General features: G+C 71.7%; 17 protein-coding genes. 14 read left to right on the top strand and 3 right to left on the bottom strand.

The annotated features are described in order from the left end of the window. Positions 1–52 precede the first annotated feature (52 nt). The 10 genes from ACFU7Y_RS03875 to ACFU7Y_RS03830 all read left to right on the top strand — a co-directional run bounded on the left by ACFU7Y_RS03875 (position 53) and on the right by ACFU7Y_RS03830 (position 14,504). Positions 53–1,129: a glycosyltransferase gene (locus ACFU7Y_RS03875; protein ID WP_224274552.1), complete on the top strand. Its 1,077-nt coding sequence runs from the start codon at positions 53–55 to the stop codon at positions 1,127–1,129. Positions 1,130–1,167: 38 nt separating this feature from the next. After that, positions 1,168–2,493, top strand: a complete 1,326-nt coding sequence (locus tag ACFU7Y_RS03870) for a nucleotide sugar dehydrogenase (RefSeq protein ID WP_224274550.1) — start codon at positions 1,168–1,170, stop codon at positions 2,491–2,493. Between the two features lie 33 nt (positions 2,494–2,526). Next, positions 2,527–3,528 (top strand): NAD(P)-dependent oxidoreductase, encoded by a 1,002-nt coding sequence (locus tag ACFU7Y_RS03865; RefSeq protein ID WP_224274548.1) that lies wholly within the window; start codon positions 2,527–2,529, stop codon positions 3,526–3,528. Continuing rightward, positions 3,525–4,571, top strand: coding sequence for a glycosyltransferase (locus ACFU7Y_RS03860; RefSeq protein WP_224274546.1), 1,047 nt, complete (start codon positions 3,525–3,527; stop codon positions 4,569–4,571). Before ACFU7Y_RS03865 ends, ACFU7Y_RS03860 begins: the two co-directional genes overlap by 4 nt. A gap of 115 nt (positions 4,572–4,686) precedes the next feature. Next, on the top strand, positions 4,687–6,033 hold the full coding sequence (locus tag ACFU7Y_RS03855; RefSeq protein ID WP_224274544.1) for a GH1 family beta-glucosidase: 1,347 nt from the start codon (positions 4,687–4,689) through the stop codon (positions 6,031–6,033). A 59-nt stretch (positions 6,034–6,092) separates the two neighbouring features. Next, positions 6,093–6,245: a hypothetical protein gene (locus ACFU7Y_RS03850; RefSeq protein WP_224274543.1), complete on the top strand. Its 153-nt coding sequence runs from the start codon at positions 6,093–6,095 to the stop codon at positions 6,243–6,245. Between the two features lie 170 nt (positions 6,246–6,415). Continuing rightward, a complete protein-coding gene (locus ACFU7Y_RS03845; RefSeq protein WP_224274589.1) occupies positions 6,416–7,930 on the top strand; it encodes a TIGR02677 family protein in 1,515 nt (504 codons plus the stop codon). A 34-nt stretch (positions 7,931–7,964) separates the two neighbouring features. Further along, complete coding sequence (locus ACFU7Y_RS03840) at positions 7,965–9,179, top strand: TIGR02678 family protein (RefSeq protein ID WP_224274541.1); 1,215 nt, start codon at positions 7,965–7,967, stop codon at positions 9,177–9,179. A 16-nt stretch (positions 9,180–9,195) separates the two neighbouring features. Then, on the top strand, positions 9,196–13,281 hold the full coding sequence (locus ACFU7Y_RS03835; protein WP_224274539.1) for a TIGR02680 family protein: 4,086 nt from the start codon (positions 9,196–9,198) through the stop codon (positions 13,279–13,281). Next, positions 13,278–14,504 carry a TIGR02679 family protein gene (locus tag ACFU7Y_RS03830; protein ID WP_224274537.1) on the top strand — a complete coding sequence of 409 codons (1,227 nt, stop codon included), beginning with the start codon at positions 13,278–13,280 and terminating at the stop codon, positions 14,502–14,504. The genes ACFU7Y_RS03835 and ACFU7Y_RS03830 overlap by 4 nt, the downstream gene beginning before the upstream one ends. Before the next feature lie 386 nt (positions 14,505–14,890). Here the strand turns inward: ACFU7Y_RS03830 and ACFU7Y_RS03825 are convergent, their stop codons facing one another. Further along, complete coding sequence (locus tag ACFU7Y_RS03825; RefSeq protein WP_374119894.1) at positions 14,891–15,667, bottom strand: polysaccharide deacetylase family protein; 777 nt, start codon at positions 15,665–15,667, stop codon at positions 14,891–14,893. A gap of 226 nt (positions 15,668–15,893) precedes the next feature. On the opposite strand from ACFU7Y_RS03825, the gene ACFU7Y_RS03820 reads away from it, so the two are divergent. Genes ACFU7Y_RS03820 through ACFU7Y_RS03810 form a run of 3 tightly spaced genes read left to right on the top strand, consistent with a single transcriptional unit; the run spans position 15,894 to position 18,513 of the window. Further along, on the top strand, positions 15,894–16,574 hold the full coding sequence (locus ACFU7Y_RS03820; protein ID WP_224274535.1) for a response regulator transcription factor: 681 nt from the start codon (positions 15,894–15,896) through the stop codon (positions 16,572–16,574). Then, a complete protein-coding gene (locus ACFU7Y_RS03815) occupies positions 16,571–18,037 on the top strand; it encodes a HAMP domain-containing sensor histidine kinase (protein ID WP_308020127.1) in 1,467 nt (488 codons plus the stop codon). The genes ACFU7Y_RS03820 and ACFU7Y_RS03815 overlap by 4 nt, the downstream gene beginning before the upstream one ends. Further along, positions 18,034–18,513 carry a GerMN domain-containing protein gene (locus ACFU7Y_RS03810; RefSeq protein WP_224274533.1) on the top strand — a complete coding sequence of 160 codons (480 nt, stop codon included), beginning with the start codon at positions 18,034–18,036 and terminating at the stop codon, positions 18,511–18,513. Before ACFU7Y_RS03815 ends, ACFU7Y_RS03810 begins: the two co-directional genes overlap by 4 nt. A 58-nt stretch (positions 18,514–18,571) precedes the next feature. Here the strand turns inward: ACFU7Y_RS03810 and ACFU7Y_RS03805 are convergent, their stop codons facing one another. Further along, positions 18,572–19,921 carry a DUF418 domain-containing protein gene (locus ACFU7Y_RS03805; RefSeq protein ID WP_224274532.1) on the bottom strand — a complete coding sequence of 450 codons (1,350 nt, stop codon included), beginning with the start codon at positions 19,919–19,921 and terminating at the stop codon, positions 18,572–18,574. A gap of 323 nt (positions 19,922–20,244) precedes the next feature. Continuing rightward, on the bottom strand, positions 20,245–21,372 hold the full coding sequence (locus ACFU7Y_RS03800) for an NADH:flavin oxidoreductase (RefSeq protein WP_224274530.1): 1,128 nt from the start codon (positions 21,370–21,372) through the stop codon (positions 20,245–20,247). A 279-nt stretch (positions 21,373–21,651) separates the two neighbouring features. Between ACFU7Y_RS03800 and ACFU7Y_RS03795 the strand changes: the two genes are divergently transcribed. Then, the gene (locus ACFU7Y_RS03795) at positions 21,652–22,608 is read left to right on the top strand and encodes an acyl-ACP desaturase (protein WP_224274523.1); all 957 of its coding nucleotides are present in this window, start codon (positions 21,652–21,654) and stop codon (positions 22,606–22,608) included. The last annotated feature ends 627 nt before the right edge of the window (positions 22,609–23,235 follow it).

Genomic DNA, 23,235 nt, shown 5'->3' with positions numbered 1-23,235 from the left:
TCCCGGCTGGCGGAGGCCGTCTCCCGCCCCGACACAGGTAGGAGAAGAAGAAGTGGATGACAACGTCGTGGAACCGGTCAACCTGGTCGCGCACTTCCTGGTGGCCGACGGCTACGGCAGCCTGGCGGAGTACACGGCCGTCGGCATGGCACGGGCCGGGGCCAGGGTCAACGTCCTGCCCATCAAGGTCTTCCCCGAGGGCCTGAGCGCGCCGATGACGACCCTGCTGGCCGAATCCACCGAGTTCACGGGCGGCCCGGTCCTGTTCTCGGCCGCGCTGGAACCGGAGCTGGAACAGTACGCGGGAGTGGAACACTTCGTTCACACCATGTGGGAGTCGAGCCGGCTCCCCGCCGACTGGCCGCGGAAGCTCAACCGTGCGCGGGCCGTCATCGTGCCCACCAGGTTCGTCGCCGACGTCTGCCGGGCGAGCGGAGTGACCGTTCCGGTCGAGGTCGTCCCCGAGGGGGTGGACGCCGGGCTCTACCCCCTGCTGAAGCGGCCGCCGCGATCCGGCCTGACCACCCTCATGGTCGGTACGGTCATCCCGCGCAAGCACGTCGTCGAGGGGATCGAGGCCTGGAGACTCGCCTTCGACGGCGATCCCGAGGCGCGCCTGGTCATCAAGTCGCGCTTCAACACGGCGGCGGCCTACGGCCTCCGGGTCGATGATCCGCGCATCACGGTCATCGACGAGCCCGAGATGGGACGGGGGATCCTGCACTGGTACGAGCAGGCGGACGTCCTACTCGCCCTGGGGAGCGAAGGGTTCGGGCTCCCGCTGGTCGAAGCCATGGCCACGGGACTGCCAGTGATCGCGCTGTCATCCGAAGGCCAGGGTGACGTGTGCGCGGACGCCGCCGACCTGGTCCTGGCCGTTGCTCCGGGACGGTGGGAAGCCGTCGACGAGCCGGGATACGGGCGGTGCGGGGTACGCGGCGTACCTGATGTCCGGGAGGTCGCGGCGCTGCTCTCCTGGGTGGCGGGACACCGCGACGAGGCCGCCCAGATGGGCGCGGCTGCCTCCGACTGGGTTCACCGCAACCGCGACATCTGGGCCAAGGGGCCGGCAACGCTCGACGTGATGGAGCGGTACCTGCAACCCCGACGGCCGCTCAGGGCCCGATGAAAGCCACTGTCACCACTCAAGAGGGGGATCGATCACACGTGCTCCATCACCGGCACACCGCGGACACGGTGTGCGTCATCGGCCTGGGATACGTCGGCCTGCCACTGGCGGTGGCGCTGGCCGCTCGCGGCCGCAGGGTCATCGGCGTCGAACGGAACCGCGAAGTGGGCGAAGAGCTCCGCCACAAACGAGCACACGTGCACGAGGCAGGACTCGAACTGGCCGAAGCCGTGGACAGCGGAATGCTCACCGTCACCGAATCCCTGCCCGACGGAACCGGAGTCGGCACGTACGTCGTGTGCGTCGGCACCCCGGTGGACGAGGCGGGTTCACCGGATCTGTCCCAGTTGGAGGGAGCGCTCGCCGCACTGGCCGGTCTCGTCGACGACGGAGACCTGATCGTGCTGCGCTCCACGGTTCCGGTAGGCACGTCGCGGCGGTTGCTGGCCGCCCTGCGGACGCACCGCGACGTCGACCTCGCATTCTGTCCGGAACGGACGGTTCAGGGCGCGGCCGTGCGTGAACTGCGCACGCTCCCGCAGATCGTGGCCGGCAGCAGTCCACAGGCCGTCGAACGGGCCGCTGCCCTGTTCCGACTGCTCACGCCCGAGATCGTGGAGGTCTCGTCACTGGAGGCAGCGGAGATCGCCAAGCTGGCGTGCAATTCCTTCCGGTACACGGCGTTCGCGTTCGCCAACGAACTGGCCAGGCTCTGCGAGAAGGTGGGCGTCAGCACCCGGGAGGTCCAGCAGGCTGCGTCCACCGGGTACCGGCGTGGCGCGATGCCGGCACCAGGGCCCGCCGGCGGCTCGTGCCTGCCCAAGGACATCAGGATCCTGTCCCGGGCGTTCGACGACTACGGACTCGGACCTTCCGGCCTGGTCGACGGAGTCGGCGAGGCCCATCGCGCCGTACCGGACAGACTGGCAGTCGACGTCATGGAGCACACGGCCAAGGTCGCCGACTTCGGACAGCTGGAAGTGGCACTGCTCGGTGTCGCCTTCAAGGGACATCCGGAGACGGACGACGAGCGGTGCTCCCCGTCCGTGGACCTCCTCGAACGGATCCGCCGCCGGGCCGATGCCGTGACGATCCGTTCACACGACCCTCTGGTCCCGCACAGGAGACAACGGGCCCTCGGATACCTGCCGTGTGCGGAGGTGGCCGAGGCGGTTCAAGGCGCCAACGTCGTGATCCTCGGGACCAACCACCGGATCTACCGGAACCTGTCACTTCCCTGGCTGACCAGCAGGATGGAGCACCCCGGCCTGGTGTACGACATCTGGTCCCTGCACGCGGACCAGGTGCCCGAGGTCCCCGACGAGGTGATGTACCTCGCGTTCGGTGAAGGTCAGTTGAAGTAGGAAACCGCACGAGTCGGAAGGCAGGACAAGCAGGTGAAGGTGTTGGTCACGGGCGCGGCGGGATTCATCGGCGGCTACGTCGTGGAGGAGTTGCTGGCGCGCGGGTACACGGTCGTCGGACTGGACAATCTGTCGAAGTACGGACGACCTGCCCGCGCCCCGATCGAACACGAGCGGTACACCGAGGTGGTGGGTGACGCCGGAAATGCCGAGCTGCTGCACGAACTGTCCGCCGGCTGCGATCACCTGATTGCGAATGCCGCCATGATCGGCGGCGTCCGGTACATGAGCGACCTGGCATACGACATCCTCCGTGAGAACAACCGGATCGTCCAGACGGCGGCCGACATCGGAATCGCCCGGCGCGGGCAAGGGCTTCGCAAGGTCACCTACGTCAGTTCGTCCATGGTCTACGAGAAGCACGACGGTGCGGGTTTCCTGGAGGGCGACGAGCGCAGGGTCCCGCCGCCCGCGACGGCGTACGGATTCCAGAAGCTGTCGGTCGAGTACTACGCGAGGGCCGCATGGTCACAACACGGCGTGCCCTACACCATCGTGCGGCCGTTCAACTGCGTGGGCGCCGGCGAGCGGTGGGCTCAGCACGAAAGCACGTCATCCGACCAACTGCAGCGAATGGTCCGCGGCCACGTGATACCCGACTTCGTGGAACGCGCCCTTCGATGTGAGACCCCCTTCCGCATACTCGGCGACGGGCGTCAGTTCCGCACCTTCACCTACGTACGGGACATGGCCCGAGGCATCGTCCTCGCCATGGAGTCGGAGGCCGCGCGCAACGACGACTTCAACCTGTCCGGTCGGGAAGGATGCACGGTGGCGGATCTCGCCCGCCTCGTCTGGGAGCGCGTCAATCCGGGGCTCCCGATGGTGGTGCGACACGAGCCGGCGCTTCGTGACGACGTCAGGGTTCGACACCCCGACACGAGCAAGGCGGCAAAGGTCCTGGGATTCCTGCCTGAGACCCCCCTCCACGTCATGGTGGACGAAGTCATCGAGTGGGTCCGGGAGCACGCATGACGTCAACCGTGAACCTGGCCGGTGAGTTCTACGTCCACGACGGCTACGCGGGAATCTCCGAGTACATCGCGGTAGGCCTGTCCAGACTCGGGATCAGGGTCAACCTGCTCCCGTTCAAGACGGACCGCAACGGGCTCTCGGCCGAACTGCTGCGGATCCTGGAGCAGTCCGGCCCCGAGGTGCCCGGCCCACTGATCTTCAACTCCTGGGTACGGCCGGAGCTGGACCGCTTCGCCGGGCGCGAACACCTCGTCCACACCATGTGGGAGTCGAGCCGACTCCCTGATTGCTGGCTGGAACCGCTGAACCGGGCGCGCGCACTGATGGTTCCGACACGATTCGTGGCGGACATGTTCCGGGCGAGCGGAATCCGGGTGCCGATCGAGATCACGCCCGACGGCGTGGATCCGATGGTCTACCCGTACGTGGCCCGGCCGGAGCGGGAGGGGATCACCACCCTGGTGGTGGGGACCGTGGTACCGCGCAAACACGTCCCCCAGGCGATCCGGGCCTGGCAACTGGCCTTCGAGGACGACCCGACAGCCCGACTGGTGATCAAGGCGCGCTTCGGCGAGGAGGGGCGCGCCGGACTGACCGTACGGGACGAGCGGATCACCATCGTCTCCGAGAACGAGCCGTCCCGAGGGATCCTCCACTGGTACGAGCAGGCGGATGTCCTCCTCGCCCTGGGCAGTGAGGGGTTCGGTCTGCCCCTGATCGAGGGCATGGCTACCGGGCTCCCCGTCATCGCCCTGTCGTCCGAGGGCCAGGGCGACGTCTGCGCGGACGCCGCCGATCTGGTACTGGCGGTGCCACCCGCTGCCTGGGAAGACGTGTTCGAGCCGCACCTGGGGCACTGCGGAGTCCGTGGCGTACCCGATGTCCGAGAGGTGGCCCGCCTGCTCAGGTGGGTGGCCGACCACCGCACCGAAGCCCGCGCACTCGGGCTCGCGGCCTCCGAGTGGACCCACAGGGAACGCAACATCTGGCGGAAGCCCGCCCTCTTCCTCGACGCACTGGAACAACACTGGCCTGGCCCCTGACGCAGGGGACAACGGCCGTCATCCCTCCCCGTCCGACCCGTCGACGGGTTCCTCTGGTGTTTTGGCGCAGTGTCAGTAACATGAGTGCTCCTCATGTTCTCGCCAGGAGGCTGCCATGCCGGATCGCTACGACCTGCCGGCGGGATTCCGCTGGGGTGCCGCCACCGCCGCCTACCAGATCGAGGGGGCGGTGGGGGAGGACGGCCGAGGGCCGTCCGTCTGGGACACGTTCGCCGCCCGCCCGGGCGCCGTACGCGACGGGCACACCGGCGCGGTGGCCTGCGACCACTACCACCGGTACCCCGAGGACATCGCCCTGATGAAGGGCCTCGGACTCGACGGCTACCGCTTCTCCATCGCCTGGCCCCGCGTCCTGCCCACCGGCGCGGGCACCGTCAACCCCGCCGGACTCGCCTTCTACGACCGGCTCGTCGACGCTCTGCTGGAGGCCGGCATCACCCCACTGCCCACCCTCTTCCACTGGGACCTCCCGCAGGCCCTGGAGGACGGTGGCGGCTGGCTCAACCGCGACACCGCGTACCGCTTCGCCGAGTACGCCGCCATCGTCGCCGACCGCCTCGGCGACCGGATCCCCGCCTGGATCACCCTCAACGAGCCCTTCGTCCACACCGTCTTCGGCTACGCCCTGGGCACGCACGCCCCCGGCCGCGCCCTGATGTTCGAGGCTTTGCCCGCTGCCCACCACCAACTCCTCGGCCACGGCCTGGCGGCGTCCCTGCTCCACGAGCGGGGCCTGGAGGTGATGCTCTCCAACAACCTCACCCCCGTCGAACCGGCCTCCGACTCCGCCGAGGACAAGGCCGCCGCCGAGGCCTACGACGCCTTGCACAACCGGCTGTTCACCGACCCCGTCCTCCTCGGCCGCTACCCCGACCTCTCCGCCCTCGGCGTCCCCGACGACATCCACGGCGCCGTCCACCCCGGCGACCTCGACCTCATCCACACCCCCGGCCTGGACGGCCTCGGCCTCAACTTCTACAACCCCACCCGCGTCGCCGCCCCCACCGAGCCGGGCGGCCTGCCTTTCGACCTCGTCGACATCCCCGACGTCCCCCACACCGCCTTCGGCTGGCCCGTCGTCCCCGACGCCCTGCGCCGACTCCTCCTCCACCTCCGCGACACCTACGGCAAGGCCCTTCCGCCCCTCACCATCACCGAGAACGGCTGCTCCGTCGCCGAAGACACCGACCCCGACCAGCCCCGCATCGACTTCATGGCCGCCCACCTCGACGCCCTCGCCCAGGCCGCAGCCGAAGGCGTCGACGTCCGCGGCTACTACACCTGGTCCCTCCTCGACAACTTCGAATGGGCCGAGGGGCTGTTCAGCCAGCGCTTCGGGCTGGTCCACGTTGACTTCGAGACCCAGCGCCGCACGCCGAGGGCCTCATATGCCTGGTACCGGGACCTGATCTCCGTTCACCGGGCCCGTTACTCGGTGTAGTTGACATCAGTCGATGTGGGATCGTATGGCCTCTTGGTGTCTACCGAGAGGCCATCCTGATGGCGTGGCCCGCAGCAGCTGTGATCATCGACGAGGCCTCGGAGCAGCCGATCCACCTGGACGTCCCGCCCAAGCTCCCGGACGGTTGGCGCGCTCACCGGGTGGTCATCACGCACCTGGAGCGCCCCGAGCATCGGACCAGGCTGCACTGACGAGTTCTTCGCAGGCCGGATCACGGGGCCGGGGCACGGGGTCCTCGACCACACGATCGGTCTGCGGGGACGCAGGGGAAGCGCATTCGGCACGCGAGCGCCGGTGTCCGTACGCGTACTGTGGGGCCCGACGGGGAGGAGGGGAGCTGTTGCGCAGGGTGCCGCCGGAGATGTTCCGGTTCACGACGGGGGAGAAGGCCGAACTCTACGGTGCGATCCTCCAGGCCTTCGGCGCGGCCAACGAGCGGTTGGAGACGGCGCTCGGGCTGGATGACGTCCGCGCCCGGCTGCGGGCGGTCGGCTGGCTCGACGCGGTCGACGACGACGATCTCCAGGAGGCGCTGCGGAAGCTCCGGGAGTGGCAGTTGCTGGACGTCGTCCAGAACCACGCGGAGAACTACCGGACCGCCGAGGAGTACGAGCGCCGCAACCTCCAGTACTCGCTGACCCGGCGCGGTGAGGCCGCGTTCGCCGGGGTCGAGCACGCCCTGTCCGTGCTCGCCTCGACGGGGGCGCTCCAGACGGCGGTGCTGGAGGCGATCACGGACCGGCTCGACGAGCTGTACGTCCTTGTGGGCGACTCCACTTCCTCGGACCGTCGGGTCTTCACCACCCTCCAGGAGCTGGAGGGCCATCTGGAGGCGCTACTGTCCAACACCAAAGCGTTCAACGGAGAGTTGCAGCGCCTGCTGCGCGCCGAAGGTGCGGACCTGGCGACGTTCCGTGAGGTGAAGGCCGCGACGGTGGCCTATCTCCAGGAGTTCCTCGTCAACCTGGACCAGCGGGGACAGACGGTCTCCTCCGCCGTGGAGCGGTTGGAGCAGCGTGGGGTGAGCCTGCTGCACGAGCGGGCGCTGCGGGGCGCCGAGCTGCCGCCGGTCGCCGACGGCGACCCCGCGCCGGCCTGGCTGGAGCGGCGTCGGGCACGCTGGGAGGGGCTGCGGGCCTGGTTCCGGCCGGCGGACGGGTCGCGACCGCGTGTGGAGCAGCTGCACGACGTGGCGCGGCGGGCGATCGTGACGCTCCTCCAGGTCCTCGACCGGATCACCGAGTCACGGCGCCGCTCGTCCAGTGCCGTCCAGGACTTCCGGGAACTGGCGCGCTGGTTCGCCGCGGCGCCCGGGGAGGACGACCTGCACCGCCTGTGGTCGGCCGCCTTCGGACTCGGCCCGGCTCGTCACGCCCATCTTGCGCACCCCGATCCTGAGTTGGTGCCTTCGTCGGGGACCTGGGCCGAGGCCCCGCCGGTGGAGGTGTCGGCTCTGCTGCGCACCAGTGGCCGTACCGAGAGGTTCACCCGCACCGGCAAGGTGCGTGACATCGGCGGCGTCAAGGCGGCCCGCGCCGAGCGGGCCCGGAAGGAGCGTGCCGAGCTCGAAGCCGCCTGGGACGTGCTGGGCACCGACGGCCCCGTGCGGCTCTCCGGTTTCGGCGTGCTGGACCACACCGTCTTCGAGCGGCTGCTCGACCTCCTCGGCCGGGCGCTGGCCGTACGACCGGACGCCGACGGAGCACGTCGGGCGGTCACCTCCGACGGGCGCGTCGAGATCGTGCTCCGGCCGCTTCCCGCCGGCGGGCGTGCCGTTCTGCGGACCTCCCACGGTCGGCTGGAGGGGCCCGACTACCTGGTGGAGATCCGCAGCCCGGGCGCCCCGCGGGCGGTCACCCGGGAGGACAGCGCATGAGTGGGCGGAGCGCGATCCTCATCAGGAGAGGCGTATGAGCACCCTTGCCAACCAGCTGGTCCTGGCCGAGCGGCAGGACGTGGCCCGAGGCATCAGACTTCTCCTCGGCCGACCGCTGATCACCGAGCGCGGCGACCCGCCCGCCTTCGAGCTGATCCGCCGCCGGCAGGACCCGTTGACGAAGTGGTTCGACTACCACTGCGGCTGGCAGCTGGTGGTGGAGCCGCGCCTGGGGTACGCGCGCCTGCTCAAGATCCGGGCCGTCCCCGACGCCTCGCGCCCCGCCCGCCGGCTGAGGTCCGGCAAGGCTCCGTTCGACCGTCGGCGTTACACCCTGCTGTGCGTCGTCGCGGCCGAGCTGCTCCCGGTCCCGGTGACGACGGTCGGCCTGCTCGCCGACCGGATCGTCCAGGCCTGTGCCACCGACGAGGCGCTGCCGCCTTTCGACACGGCGAGCAAGTCCGAGCGCATGGCCTTCGTGGACACCCTCAAACTGTTGGAGTCCTACGGCGCACTCCTCACCGTGGACGGCGTCACGGAGAGCTTCGTCGACTCGGCGAAGGCCAAGGTCCTCTACCGGGTGGACGCCACCGTACTGATGCGCCTGCTCGCCGCGCCCGTCGGGCCGTCCCGGCTGGCCGTGCCGGCGGAGGACGTGCCGCTGCGCTTCGAGGAACTCCTGCGGGGCACGGTGCGCGAGAGCCGCTACGGCGGTGCCGACGCCTCCGATGCTCAGCGCAACCTCCGGCTGCGGCACTCGGTGCTGCGCCGGCTCTTCGACGATCCCGTCCTCCACCACGACGACCTCGGCGCCGACGAGCTCGCCTACCTCGGCTCGCCGACCGGGCGCCAGATCGTGCGGCGCGCCGCCGAGCAGGGCGGCTTCGTGCTGGAGGAACGGGCCGACGGCCTGTTGCTCGTCGACCCGGACGGGATCGCCACGGACAGCCGCTTCCCGGACGACTCCGCGACGGCCCGTGTCGCCGCCCTGCTCCTGCTGGAACCGCTGACGGCCGCTTCGGACGGGCTGACACCGGAACAGCTCGCCGTCGAGGCGAACGAACTCCTGCGGCGCTTCCCGAAGTGGGCGAAGAGCTACCAGTCGGAGGACGGCGCCCAGCGCCTCGCGGCCGATGCCGTTCGCGTCCTCGGGGACTTCGGCCTGGCCCGTCGGATCGGCGACCGCACCGTTCCCCGGCCCGCGGCGTTCCGGTACCGGACCACCGTGACCGACGGTCCCGCAACCTGACCAGGGAAGACTTCCGATGACCGTGACACAGCTCCCGCAGCGCTCGGCGTTCCCGACGGCGGCCGCAGCAGCGCGATGGCAGCCCGCCCGGGCCGGCATCCTCAACGTCTGGCGCTACTACGACGAGACCTTCACCTTCCACGAGGGCCGACTGCTCCTGCGGGGGCAGAACGGCACCGGCAAGTCCAAGGCCCTGGAGGTGCTCCTGCCGTTCCTGTTCGACGCCAGCCTGCGCCCCAACCGGCTGTCCACCTTCGGCGGCTCCGAGCGCACCATGCACTGGAACCTGATGGGCGAGGGCACCTCGGGCAAGACCCGTGTCGGGTACGTGTGGCTGGAGTTCGTCCGCGACGACGGCGATCCCGTCCGGTTCACCTGCGGCGCGAGGCTCCAGGCGAGCGTGCACACCACCGGTGTCACCGTCGACTACTTCACCACCGGCGCGCGGATCGACCGCCCCGGCGGTCTCTCCCTGGTCAACGACGCGGGCCAGCCGCTCACCCGCGCCGCCCTGGCCGAAGCCCTGCACGGCCGGGGTGAGCTGCACGGATCACCCACCGACTACCGCAACACGGTCCGGAGCACGCTCTTCCCCGGACTGAGCGAGCAACGCTACGACGCACTGATCACCGCCCTGCTCCAGCTCCGCACCCCCAAACTCTCCGAGCGCCTGGACCCGTCACTGCTGTCCTCCCTGCTCTCCCGGGCCCTGCCCCCGCTCGGCCAGGGAGAGATCACCGAACTGGCCGAGGGCTTCGAACGCCTCGACCGGCAGCGCGAACACCTGAAGTCCCTGGACGACGAGGTGGCCGCGGCCACCGCCGTCGCGACCCAGCAACGCGGCTACGCCCAGCGCATCCTGCGTGCCGGGGCGGCGGCGCTCATCTCCGCAACGACCGAGGTGGACAACCTCACCCGCGTCGCCAGGGAGAGCGAGAAGGAGCACGCCGACGCCCTGCGCCGACGCGATGAGGACAGAGGGGCGCGGGAGGAGCTCGAACACCGGCGACAGGAGGTCGAGGGCGCCATCGAGGGGCTGCTCGACTCCGAGGCCTATCGGCAGGGGCAGGAACTCGATCAGCTCCGTCGCAGGACCGACCAGGCCGCCGGGACCGCCGCCCGTGCCCGCGCCGCCGCCGACCGGAAGGTTCAGACGGCCGACGAGGACGCCGGGCGTGCCGACGATGCACGGCTGCGCTCGGAGCAGCGGGCCGAACACACCCGCGTGGCCCGGGAGGAGACGCGCGGCGCGGCGCGGCGAGCAGCCATGGAGTCCGTCTGCACCGAGGTGCAGACCCTGCTCGGTGCCGCACCGGGTCCGTCCGGGGACGCGCAGGAGCAAGGGCGCACGGCACGCCGCCTGCTGCGCGGCGCGGTCGTCTCGCGGCACGGCCAGATCGCCGAGGTCCGCACCGCCGCCGAGCGTCACGAGCGTTCCCTCGCGGACCGGACGGCGGCGGAGCAGCACCTCGACACGGCGCGCGAACGGCTGGCCGACGCGATCGCGCGGCGCGAGGGGAACGCCCACGCCTACGAGACGGCCGTCGACGCCCACGCCGACCGGCTGCGCCGGTGGGCAACGGCCGACTGCACCGAGCTGTCGATCGACGACGTCGAGGAAATCGCCTCCCGCGCCGCCGTCGAGACCGACGTCCTCGCGCTGGTCGAAGCCGCCGCCCGGGCCGTGGAGAGCTCCATCACCGCGGACGAGACGACCGCCCGCGCCGGCCGGGACGACGCCCGCGCCCGGCGTGACCTGGTCGTCGGGGAACTGGAACGCACCGCGGCCGCGGCGGATCTCCCGCCGGTGCCGCCACGGACCCGCACGGCCGACCGGTCGGTCCTGCCGGGTGCCCCACTGTGGCGACTGCTGGTCTTCCGGCCGGACGTGCCGCCCGCCGACCAGGCAGGCATCGAAGCGGCTCTGGAAGCGGCCGGCCTGCTCGACGCCTGGATGACCCCCGACGGAGGCCTCGTCGTCGCCGGGCACGACATCCTGGCCGACCCGGCATCGGCCCTTCCCGCACCGGGTCCCTCGCTGCTCGACGTCCTCGCTCCGGAACCCGACGGCCCGGTGACGACCGACCGGGTACAGCGGCTGCTGGCCGGTATCGCCTACGGCCCCACGCTCCCGGCGGGCCACCAGGCCGCCGTGGCGGCCGACGGAAGCTGGCGGCTGGCGACGGTGGTCGGCTCCTGGACCAAGGAGGAGTCCAGCCACATCGGCGCCGCGGCCCGGGAACGCGCCAGGCAACGGCGGATCGCGGAACTCACAGCTGAGCTGGCTGAGGTGGACACCACCGTCACCGGCTTCGAGACGCGGCTGCGCGCCCTCGCCGACCGCCGGACGCGCCTCGGCGCCGACCTCCGCTCCCGGCCGCACCACCGGGAGGTGGAGCAGGCCAAGCGCGTCTGGGAACGGTCCGAGTCCGAGGTGGGTGCCCGCGAGGATGCCGTACGCGAGGCCGTCGAACGGCTCGCGCGACAGGAGGAGGCGGTCGCGGGCGCGCTGCGCGCACTCGCCGTCGCCTCGGCCGAGCACGCCCTGCCGACCGAACGCGCCGCCCTGGACGCGACCGCCACGGCGGTCGACGCGCTGCGCGAACAGGCAGACGCCTGGCTCGATGTGCACCTGGCCTGGACGGCCGCCCAGCAGGCCTGGGACACCGCCCGCAGCCACGCCGAGGCATCCCGGGGTGCGGCAGCCGAGAGCCTGGGCGAGGCCGAGGACGCCGAGGCCGCCGCCCGCGGGCTCCGATCCGCGCTCCTGGCCGTCGAGAGCACCGTCGGCGAGGACTACCGCCAAGTGGCCGCCCGGATCAGCGACTTCCGAAAGCTGCTCGACCGGACCCGCCATGAGATCGACACCAGCAACCGGTCGCTCCTCGCCCTCGAAGGCCGGATCGGCGCGCTGGGCGCCACCACGGCCCAGGACGCGGCCCGGCGCGATGACGCCGTGGCGGCCCGGAACGAGGCCGCCCACGGCTTCCGGCGCCTGTGCGTTCTCGGGTTCCCCGAGGACGCGGGCCTCGGGCTCGTCCTCACCGCCGTGGACGGCACCCGCGCCACCCTTGGGGCGGCGCGCGAGACCGCCGCCGCGTGGCCCAACCTGCCGCACGGCACCAGGAACCTCGGAGACTCGCTGAACCGACTCTCCGAGGCCGTACACCGAGCCCGCCAGAGCCTCAGCAGCCGCGCCGACCTCGAACTCGAAGCCGAGGAGGACATCCACGTCCTCACCGCCACCATCGACGGCATCCGGGTCGGCGCGACCGGCCTCCTCGCCATCCTCACCGGCGACCGTGACCGCAGCCAGGACGACATCACCACCGCCGAACGCAGCCTCTTCGACCGGACCCTCACCGGCGACACCCGCCGCCACCTCGCCGCCCGGATCCGCCAGGCCGGTGAACTCGTCGAGCGGATGAACGGCCACCTCGAACGGGTCCGCACCGCCTCGCGGGTGGCCGTCCGGCTGGTGTGGCAGATCCACCCCGACCTGCCCGCGGGTACCCGGACGGCCCGTGAACTGCTGCTCAAGGACCCGGCGCGGATCACCGAAGCCGACCGCGAGGCCCTGCACGCCTTCTTCCGGGGCCGCATCGAGGAGGCCAAGACCCGCAACACGGCGGCGACGTGGGAGGAGCAGCTCGCCGAGGTCCTCGACTACACGGCCTGGCACCAGTTCGTCGTCAAGCTGGACCGCGCCAACGGCTCCGGTTGGCAACTGCTCACCAAGAAGCTCCACGGCGCGCTCTCGGGAGGTGAGAAGGCCATCGCCCTCCACCTGCCGCTGTTCGCCGCCGTGGCCGCCCACTACGAGGCGGTGCCGGAGTCCCCGCGACTGATCCTGCTCGACGAGGTCTTCGTCGGCGTCGACACCGTGAACCGCGGGCAGGTCTTCGGCCTCCTCGCGGCACTCGACCTCGACCTGGTGCTCACCTCCGACCACGAGTGGTGCACCTACCGGGAGCTCTCCGGCATCGCCGTCCACCAGCTGATCACCGGAGGCGACGGCGACGACGCCGTCACCAGTGCCCGCTTCACCTGGACGGGCACCGAGCTGCTGCCCGACGAAGCCGACACGGAAGAACCGGCATGACGGCCCGCCACCCCCTCGACCTCCCCGAACTCCGCCCCCTCTGGTCGGCCGTCCACGACCGCCTCTCGACCGGCCGTCCCGTCAGCCGGGTGCGGTCCGGACCGCTCGACGACGCGGGCCGGGAGGCATTGGCCGACCTCCTCGGACTCGACCGACTTCCCGGCGCCGAGCCGACGATCCCCCTGGCGGGACTCGACGGTGCCGTGCTGGAGGCCTGCGGTCGGCCCGTCCGGGACGTGGTGACCGCGATCCTCGGCCCGATCCACGACCGGGCTGCCGACCGCGAACGCAAGGCCGGCCAACGCGACGCCCTGTGGGAGTGGTTGGCCGGCCACAACGTGGTCGCTGCCCAGCCCGCGCTCTTGGAGTGGGTCGGCCACCTGCAGGCCAACGGCCTCGTTGACGGCTCACCCGACCGTACCCGGGGCCTGCTGACTGCGGCGCTGACCGTCCTGGCCGCCCTCCCGGCCGACGGCGAGCCGCTACCGGTCCTCGCCGCCCGTCTCCTCGACGGCGACTCCCACGCCCTCGACGACGGGACCCGACTGTCATCCCTGGTCCTGCGCGCACTGGCGGTGCTGTACGGCACCGACATGCCCGAAGCCGCCGAGGGGCGACGCGCACTCTGGAGCCGAGCCGGCGTGGCCGACGACGAGCTGTCCGCCACCGTGCTCGCCGTCGGTCTCCGCCCCAGGGGAGAAGGCCCCGTCGCCGGGATCTCCCGGATCTGCGCCGGAGCCGGCCACCCCGTCAGCCTCACCCTCGCCCAACTGCGCTCACCCGGCGAATTCACCGGTCCCGCAGGCCCCGTGCACATCACCGAGAACCCCAGCGTGCTCGCCCTGACCCTGCGCCGCTTCGGCCCCCACTGCCCGCCGCTGGTCTGCACATCAGGGTGGCCCAACACCGCCGTGATCCACCTGCTGCGCCGACTCGCCGACGACGGCGCATCCCTGCACTACCACGGCGACTTCGACGGAGAGGGGGTCCGCATAGCAGCCCATGTCCTCGCCAGGACGGGGGCCGTACCCTGGCGGATGTCAGCCGACGACTACCGGGCCGCCGTGCCCCGGGTTCCCTCAGGCCCCGACCCGGGGCGTCTCACGCCCGCACCGTGGGACCGGGCACTCGTCGACTCCATGGCCGAGCTGCGCACCGCAGTGGTCGAGGAGGTGGTCGCGGACCTGCTCCTCGACGACTTGGCAGACCACCGACAACGATAGATTGACAGCCCGTTCGACGGGCCGAGGGGTTCAGCCGGCGCTTCGACTGGTTCGCCGTTCGCGCGAGTCCGCTCCCTGAGGGCCGCTCACCGGAGTCGGCCGGGCCCCCGCTCGGGGCGGCGCACGCGCAGGGCGAGTGCCGGGCACTGGTTCACGGCCCGGCGGGCACCGTGTTCCTGCCAGGGGGCGACGGGGATGGTGGTCGACGCGGGACAGCCGTGCGGGCCGAGCCGGACGAGGCCGGGAGGACCGCGATGTGGACAGCCAGGAACCCGAGCGCCGCGACGGCGGTCGCCCGGTGCACCGACTGGACGGCGACCCGCAACCGCGGCGTCGCACGATCCGGCTTTCTCCCCGACGCCGCCACAAGCACGCTCGATGACCGGTCACCGGCGGGGGAAGCTGAAGGTGTAGCCGTTGTCCTTGAGCCACGGCAGGAGTTGCTCCAGGGCTTCCAGGGTCTGGGCGCGGTTGCCGCCGCCGTCGTGCAACAGCACGGTCGGGCCGATCCGCAGTTGGGCCTTGGCTGTCTCGACGATCTTCTCGACGCCGGGGCGTTCGAAGTCGCGGGTGTCGGCGTTCCAGCCGAGCGGGCGCATGCCGTGGGCGGCGGCGATCTGGCGGCTCTCGGGGGTGAAGGCGCCGCCGGGGGCGCGGTAGTACGGGACGGGGGCGCCGTCGGTGGCGTCCTGGATCATCTGCAGGCCGTCGACGATCTCCTTCTCCTGGTACGCGACGTCCTTGTGGTCCATGGCGGTGTCGTGGCTGACGCTGTGGTCGCACAGCCGGTGGCCGGCAGCGACGACCTGCTTGGCAAGGTCGGGGTGGGCCCGGGCGTTGGGGCCGAGCATGCAGAAGACGGCCTTGGCGCCGTTGCGGGCGAGGACGTCCAGGACCCGGGGGGTCCACCGCGGGTCGGGGCCGTCGTCGATGGTCAGGTTGACGGTCTTGCCCGGGTCCTCGGACTGACGGGAGATGCTCATGTCCACCGTCGGCGCCGGCAGGCCCGGGTCCGGAGCCGAGACCCTGTCGGTCGCGGCGGTGGGCACGGAGGGCCCGTTCACCGCACCGGCGACGCCCAGCAGGGTCAGGGCCGCCGCCCCCAGCGCCGCCCCCAGCGCCAGCCCCAGTGTCGTGCTCCGGCGTCCGGACGGCCGGCCCAGCCGGTCCGCCCGCGGGTACCGGCTGTGCGGGGTCTCGTCGGTCGGGGCCGGCTCGTGGTGGTCGCGCACGGTGGTACTCCTCGCCAGGGGTTCGGGTGTCGGTGTCCACCACCGTCCGCCGCAGGGTTGCGGGCCCTGTGATCTGCATATGAGCGTTTCGCAACAACCCGCCCTGTCCCCACGCCGCAGGCGCGATTCCGCAGGTCGAGACCGGATACTGGCTGGCATGGCACGGCTATTGCTGATCGAGGACGACGACTCCGTACGCGAGGCGTTGGCGCTGGGGCTGCGTCGCCAGGGCCACGCGGTGCGCACCGCCGCCTCTGGTGAGGAGGGGCTGGAGCGTGCGCGGCAGGAGCCGCCGGAGCTCGTGGTGCTGGACCTGATGCTGCCCGGGATCGACGGCTTCGAGGTGTGCCGACGGCTGCGGCGGGCCGGACCGACCCCGGTGATCATGCTGACCGCGCTCGGGGACGACGTGGACACCGTGCTCGGCCTGGAGGCCGGGGCCGACGACTACGTGGTCAAGCCCGCGCAATCCCGCGTCCTGGACGCCCGGATCCGCGCCGTGCTGCGCCGCGCGGGCGGCGCCGGCCCGGAGGCGGAACGGGAGGCCCACGGCGACCTGGTGCTGGACCGGGCGGCGCTGACCGTCACCAAGCGCGGCGCCCCGCTGCCACTGGCACCCAGTGAGCTGCGGCTGCTGCTGGAGCTGGCCGCCGCCCCGGGACGGGTGTTCAGCCGCGAGCAACTCCTGGAATCCGTCTGGGGGCTGGGCCGTCAGGAGGACATCCGCCTGGTCGACGCCGGAGTGAACCGGCTGCGCGCCAAGATCGAGGACAGCCCCTCCGCGCCGCGCTACATCCAGACGGTGCGCGGCTTCGGCTACCGCTTCGGGCCCCTGTGACCACCCCACCCGTCGGCCCCGACCCCCGCACGCCCCGACGGGTCCGGCTGCGCCGCGCGGTCGCGGGGCTGCGGCAGCGGCTGCTGGTCGCGTTCGTCGCCGTCGCCGCCCTGAGCGCCCTGGCCACCGCCGCACTCACCTACCGGGCCGCGACCAACTCCACCCTGGAGCTGACCCAGGACACCACCCTGGACGAACTGCGCCGCCGCGTCGACGTCCTCGCCCCAGCCCTGCCGTTCCCGCCGACCCAGGGCGAACTCGACCGGTTGGCAGGTCAGTTGTCGGGCACCGGCGGTTTCCGCGACTGGCGCGTCCTGGCCGCCTACGGCACCGCGCACTCGGAGTGGACCCAGCCCGTCGCCGTCCCGCCCACCCTGGCGGCCACCGTCGGCGGCGGCCACGCCGCGTTCCAGCGTTTCACCGCCGACGACCACCCCTGGCTCGCCGCCGGCGTCCCCGTCACGTACGCGAAGGGCGGCCCGTCCGGCCTGACCGTCTACGCCCTCCTCCCGCTCGACCGCGAACAGAGTGCCGCCAACGCACTGCTCGCCGGGGCGGCCGGAGCTGGGGCGTTCGCCGCGATCCTGGCCGCCGGGCTCGCACTGCTGGCCGCCCGCCAGGTCCTGCAGCCGGTCCGGGCGCTCGGCGACGTCGCCCGGGCCCTCGCCCAGGGGCGGCTCGACACCCGGCTCACCGTCACCGGGCACGACGAACTCGCCCAGCTCTCCAAGACCTTCAACCACACCGCCCGCACCCTCCAGGGCACCATCGAGGAACTGCGCGCCGTCGAGTCCCAGGGCCGCCGCTTCGCCGCCGACGTCTCCCACGAACTGCGCACCCCGCTGGCCGCGATGCTTGCCGTCACCGACATCCTCGACGAGGACGCCGAGCACCTGCCCGCCGACACCGCCACCGCCCTGCGCATGATCAGCAACGAGACCACCCGCCTCACCCGGCTCGTCAACGACCTCATCGAGATCTCCCGCCTCGACGCCGGCGCCGCACCCCTGCGCACCGAGTCCGTCGACGCCGCCACCGCCGTCCGGGAGACCCTCGACCTGCGCGGCTGGAACGATCGGGTCGACCTCGACCTGCCCGCCGAACTGCCCGTCCGGCTGGACCTGCGGCGCTTCGACGTCATCGTCGCCAACCTCGTCGGCAACGCCTTGCGCCACGGCCGCCCGCCGGTGCGACTGAGCCTTCGGGGGACGGACGACGACCTCGTGCTCACCGTCGCCGACCGGGGGCCGGGCATCCCACCCGCCGAACTCCCGCACCTCTTCGACCGGTTCTACAAGGCCGACAAGGCCCGGGCCCGCTCCGAGGGCAGCGGGCTCGGCCTCGCCATCGCCCAGGAGAACGCCCGGCTGCACGGCGGCCTCATCGAGGCCGCCAACGCGCCTTCCGGCGGTGCGGTGTTCACCCTCGTCCTGCCCCGCGGTCTCGTCACGGAGGACACATGACCACCTGGCACCGCTGTTTGGCCGCCGCGGCCGTGCTGCTGCTGGCCTGCGGCTGCTCGATCTCCACGACCGGCCCGGTGAGGAGCGGGCAGCCGGCCACCGGGGTCCAGCCGGGCACCCGGCTGTACTTCCTCGACCAGCACGGCATTCACCTCACCATCCGACCGGACGCCCAACGCGAGGACCTCCAGCAGACCCTCGACGCCCTCGCCGCAGGCCCAGACCCGGCCGAGCAGCGGTCCGGCCTCTACAGCGACCTGCCCGCCTCGGGCCGCGTCCAAGCCACCGTCACCCCCGGCACCGTCACCCTGCGGCTGTCCTGGTCTGCTGCGTCTCTGAGCACCACTGCCATCCAGCAGCTCGTCTGCACCACCGAGGACGCCCCCACCACCGGGCCCGTGCCGAAGGTAACCATCGTCAGCAGCGACGCCCCCTCCGGCATCCAGCAGCAGTGCGACCTCCACCGCGCCGACTGATCACCACCACGCCGACGGGCCCGGCACGCGAAACACGCGTACCGGGCCTGTACCGGGTTCAGCCCTCGCTGCGCGGCACCGCCGCCGCAGTGACCCGGTGCACCAGGGCCTCCAGCGGACCACGGCGGAAGAACCGGCGCCACAGCACCGAACCGACCAGCGCCGCCGCGGCGAACAGCGCGTACGGGACGAGGGACTGCGGCGCATGGCCGAAGCCGCCCGGCCCCCGGCCGAGGAACCGGCTGGTGACCACGTCCTGGACGAAGTACCAGGTCATCGCCATCCCACCCATCGCGGCCAGCGGCCACAAGACCCGCTGCCACAGGCCCCGTTCGGTCAGCAGGAGCAGCCCGCCGAGCAGGGCGAGGGACACGCCGACCATCCAGACGATCTGCAGCGCGCCGTACTCCGCGATGCCCGGGCCCGGCTTGGACATCGCCCACAGCTCCGCCCACGGCACCTTCGGCATCGGAGGCAGCTCGGGCATGGCCGCCGGCAGATCCGGCAGCGTGCCGTCCCCGACGACCGGTGGCACCGGCGGCATCGGCGGGGGCGCCATCAGCTCGGCCTGGAACCGGTCGATCGCCACGCCCAGCCCCAGCGGTCCGAGCACCAGCCACGACGCCAGCCAACCGCCGACCACGATCCCCGCACCGGTGATCGCCATCCGTACCCGCACCGCGCGGTCGTACAGGTCCAACCGCCCGATCGCCAGGCCCGCCAGGAGCAGCGGCAGCGCGTAGAAGGTGTCCACGTTGAACACGTACGACTGGAACACCGCCAGCCAGTCGCCCGGGTGCACCAGCACCGCCAGTCCCTGCGGCAGCTCCGGCGCGCCCGGCCCCACGGGAGGCAGGAAGCCCCAGTTCTGACCCCAGTTCGCCCGGGTGATCTGGAACACCGGCGCCGCCATCGCGAACACCCCCGCCGCCGCGAACAGCCGGCGTGCCCGCACCCGCGTCCACGGCAGCAGGAACAGCAGCCAGCCGGTGTAGGCGGTGATGATGTTGACCTTCCCGGACACCTGCTCAAGCCCGAGGCCCAGCAGGAGCAGCGCCCCGGCCCGTACGGCGATCCGGCTGCGCGCCCGCCGCATCGCCGTCCCGTCGAACGGCCGGGCGCCACCGGTCATCAGTGCGACCGAGACGCCCGCCAGCAGGAAGAAGACGCTGCGGGCGCGAGTGTCCAGGAACCCGTTCAGCCACTCCAGCACTCCGGGCCAGGCGTGCCCCGGCGGCGTCGGCTCCAGCCAGCCGGTCGGAACGAAATGCATCCACACCATCCCGAAGATTGCCAGGGCCCGAAGCACGTCGACCGCCAGGAGGCGCCCGCGCGGCGCCCTCTCCCGTGTGCGCTCCCTGCGCCGGGCGGCCTCCGGCACGCTCTCGGCCATCGGTTCGGTGATCACGGCAACTCCTTCGAACGACATCAAGGAGCCGCCACGCTAGGAATCCGGTATCAGCCCGCCCCTACCGGAACATGACCGTTGCGTCACAGACCCGGGAGACCACGGGCCGCCCACGACGCGGCCGCTGGAGCTTCTGGCACGGCCCGACGGGCCGAGGGCTACCACCAGCGCTTCGGCTTGGTCCGCGTCGACTTCGAGACGCAGCAGCGCAAGGACACCGTCGACCTGCGCCCGGCCGAGGCCGTGGAGCTCGCCGTCCGGTCCTGGCCGTTCCGCCGTTCCGGCCGCACTCGTCGTGCGGCCGGGGCCTCGGGGCGTGGTGGTCAGCTCAGGGTGCGGACCGCGGCTGCCTCATAGGGGTGCAGGTCGGTGAAGCGGCCGGAGAGGACCTTGGCGGCCCACTGCGGGTCCTGGAGGAGGGCGCGGCCGACGGCGACCAGGTCGAACTCGTCGCGCTCCAGCCGGTCGAGCAGGTTGTCGATGCCCTGGACCGGGGCGCCCTCGCCGATGAAGGCGCGGACGAAGTCACCGTCGAGGCCGACCGAGCCGACGGTGATGGCGGGGCGGCCGGTGAGCTTCCTGGTCCAGCCGGCCAGGTTGAGGTCCGAGCCGTCGAACTCGGGGACCCAGTAGCGGCGGGTCGAGGCGTGGAAGGCGTCGACGCCGGCCTCGGCGAGCGGGGCGAGGATCGCCTCCAGTTCCTGGGGGGTCTCGGCGAGGCGGGCGTCGTAGTTCTCCGACTTCCACTGCGAGTAGCGGAAGATCACCGGGAACTCGGGGGAGACGGCCTCGCGCACCGCGGCGACGAGCTCGGCCGTGAACTTCGTCCGGGCGACCGGGTCGCCGCCGTAGGCGTCGGTGCGGCGGTTGGTGCCCGCCCACAGGAACTGGTCGAGCAGGTAGCCGTGGGCGCCGTGCAGCTCGACGCCGTCGAAGCCGATCCGCTCGGCGGCCGCGGCGGCCTCGGCGAACGCGCCGATGACGGCGTCCAGGTCGGTCCGGGTCATCGCTTGCCCGGTTCCCTCGGTGCCGTCCAGCCGGATGCCGGACGGGCCGAGGGCGGGGGCGTCGGCGAACGGCGGGTCGCCCTGCTTGCGCACCATGCCGATGTGCCAGAGCTGCGGCACGATGGTGCCGCCCGCCGCGTGGACGTCCTCGGCGACGCGGGCCCACCCGGCCAGCTGCTCTTCGCCGTGGAAGCGCGGGATGTCGTCGCTCTGGCCGGCGGACTCGTGGCCGACGTACGTTCCCTCGGTGACGATCAGGCCGACGCCTGCGGCGGCGCGGCGGGCGTAGTACGAGCGCACGTCCTCGCCGGGCACGCCGCCCGGGGAGAACCTGCGCGTCATCGGCGCCATCACGATGCGGTTGGGCACGGTCAGCCCGTTGACCGTGACGGGCCGGGACAGGATCTCGGCCGCGCGGGAGGTGGAGGGCTCGGTGACGGTCATGGGGATTCCTCGCGGGTAGCGGTGGTGTGCGCCGGGACGGAAACGGTTGCCCGCACCAACCACCTCGGCAGCCTCCGCATTTCGCCGGCCGGGGGAAACCCGGTGTGACCCGCGCCACTGTCCGACGTGAGCCGAGGCCCGTCGAGCAGGCGACGAACGCCGACGCGCCCTGGCTGCGACGAATGGGGCCGAAGGGCCCCAGACGCCGCCGGTGTGGTCAACCTACGGTGGCGTTACCTACGGAACCGTAGGTTTGTTCGTCAATCGAGAGTTGGACCCGTGAGCAACACCTCCTCCCGCACCCGGTGGACCGATGCCCGACTCCTGCAGGCCCTGGAGGAGGTGGTCGAGCGCGAGCTCAACCGCCACCTGCGGGTCTTCAAGGAGTGGATGCCCCACGAGTACGTGCCCTGGAGCCGGGGTCGGGACTTCGACGGGCCGCTCGGCGGCGAACCGTGGGCGGTCGAGCAGTCACCGCTGACCGAGGTGGGCCGGGTCTCGCTGGTGGTGAACCTGCTGACGGAGGACAACCTGCCCAGCTACCACCACGAGATCGCGACCCTGTTCGGCCGGGACGGGGCTTGGGGCACCTGGGTGCACCAGTGGACCAGCGAAGAGGCCCGGCACTCGATGGTCCTGCGCGACTACCTCATCACCTCCCGCGCCGTCGACCCGGTGGAGCTGGAGCGCGCCCGCATGACGCACATGCAGAACGGCTTCGTTTCCGACAACCGGCACTCGCCGCTCCACACGGTCGCGTACGTCGCCTTCCAGGAGCTGGCCACCCGCATCTCGCACCGCAACACCGGACACGCCTCGGGTGACCCGGTCTGCGACCGGATGCTGGCGCAGGTCGCCAACGACGAGAACCTGCACATGATCTTCTACCGGAACCTCCTCGGGGCCGCGTTCGAACTCGCCCCCGACCAGGCGATGCAGGCCGTCAATGAGGTGGTGACGAACTTCCGCATGCCGGGCCACGGCATGTCCGGCTTCGAGCGCGCCGCTGCGCGGATCGCCGTCGACGGCGTGTACAACCTCCGCGTCCACCTCGATGACGTGCTGCTGCCCGTCCTGCGCCACCTCAAGGTGATGGAGGTCGGCGGACTGGGGCCGGACGGGCTCAGGGCCCAGATGGAGCTGGGGCTGATGCTCGACGCTCTGGCCGTCCAGGCGGCCCGGTTCGACGAACGGCAGGCGGCGATCCTCGCCCGGCGGGCCGCAGCCAAGGGCTGACTTCAGAACCCCGGCCGGGCCAGCGGCCAGGCCCCGGCGAAGGAGTGGGTGCGGCTCTTCTGCTCTGTTCTGTGCCGCCGGGCCGGCTCAAGCTCGGCGACCTGCGGCTCTACCCGCCCGGATACAGGAAGCCTCCGCCCGCGGCGCCGGCGGAGGCTGAGGGCGTCGGGGCCGGCAGAGGCTCACCTGCGCGGTCTGGTCAGGGAATTTGTTTCGGGCGCAGAGTTGGAGTACTGTCTTCCAGTCGCTCGGCAGGGAGCACCGGACACGCGTTTGCGCGGACGGTCCCGGGGCGGCCAATCCTCTGAAACACCACTTCCCGGTTCGGGCCGGGTCGTTTCGCGTTGTCGTGTTGCGGCTCGGTGCTTATTCGGCGTGCTCGTTTTATCGGATTGCGGTCGGATTCGCTTTTCGGAGCAGAGGTCGGCTAGAGTCTGGAATGTCGGACAGGGCGTCAAGCCCCGGAAGACACCGGCGAGTTGGACGAACGAAGCCCCGGAAACGGAGCAGAAAACATCTGATAAGCTGGAAGCACGAAAGAACGAAGCCCGGAGGGCCCGCTGGAAGGCGGTCCGAAGGAAGCGTCCGTTCCTTGAGAACTCAACAGCGTGCCAAAAGTCAACGCCA

The sequence above is a fragment of the Kitasatospora sp. NPDC057542 genome (assembly GCF_042801945.1).
Taxonomy (GTDB): domain Bacteria; phylum Actinomycetota; class Actinomycetes; order Streptomycetales; family Streptomycetaceae; genus Kitasatospora.
Note: the sequence above shows the minus strand (reverse complement) of the source record. Positions and strands in the feature narration are given on the sequence as shown.

What these genes read in the sequence shown, in the direction of transcription:
- ACFU7Y_RS03850 (WP_224274543.1), top strand. Translation starts at nt 6,093, where the DNA reads ATGGCGTGGCCCGCAGCAGCTGTGATCATCGACGAGGCCTCGGAGCAG.
- ACFU7Y_RS03830 (WP_224274537.1), top strand. Translation starts at nt 13,278, where the DNA reads ATGACGGCCCGCCACCCCCTCGACCTCCCCGAACTCCGCCCCCTCTGG.
- ACFU7Y_RS03855 (WP_224274544.1), top strand. Translation starts at nt 4,687, where the DNA reads ATGCCGGATCGCTACGACCTGCCGGCGGGATTCCGCTGGGGTGCCGCC.
- ACFU7Y_RS03820 (WP_224274535.1), top strand. Translation starts at nt 15,894, where the DNA reads ATGGCACGGCTATTGCTGATCGAGGACGACGACTCCGTACGCGAGGCG.
- ACFU7Y_RS03800 (WP_224274530.1), bottom strand. Translation starts at nt 21,372, where the DNA reads ATGACCGTCACCGAGCCCTCCACCTCCCGCGCGGCCGAGATCCTGTCC.
- ACFU7Y_RS03840 (WP_224274541.1), top strand. Translation starts at nt 7,965, where the DNA reads ATGAGCACCCTTGCCAACCAGCTGGTCCTGGCCGAGCGGCAGGACGTG.
- ACFU7Y_RS03845 (WP_224274589.1), top strand. Translation starts at nt 6,416, where the DNA reads ATGTTCCGGTTCACGACGGGGGAGAAGGCCGAACTCTACGGTGCGATC.
- ACFU7Y_RS03860 (WP_224274546.1), top strand. Translation starts at nt 3,525, where the DNA reads ATGACGTCAACCGTGAACCTGGCCGGTGAGTTCTACGTCCACGACGGC.
- ACFU7Y_RS03810 (WP_224274533.1), top strand. Translation starts at nt 18,034, where the DNA reads ATGACCACCTGGCACCGCTGTTTGGCCGCCGCGGCCGTGCTGCTGCTG.
- ACFU7Y_RS03835 (WP_224274539.1), top strand. Translation starts at nt 9,196, where the DNA reads ATGACCGTGACACAGCTCCCGCAGCGCTCGGCGTTCCCGACGGCGGCC.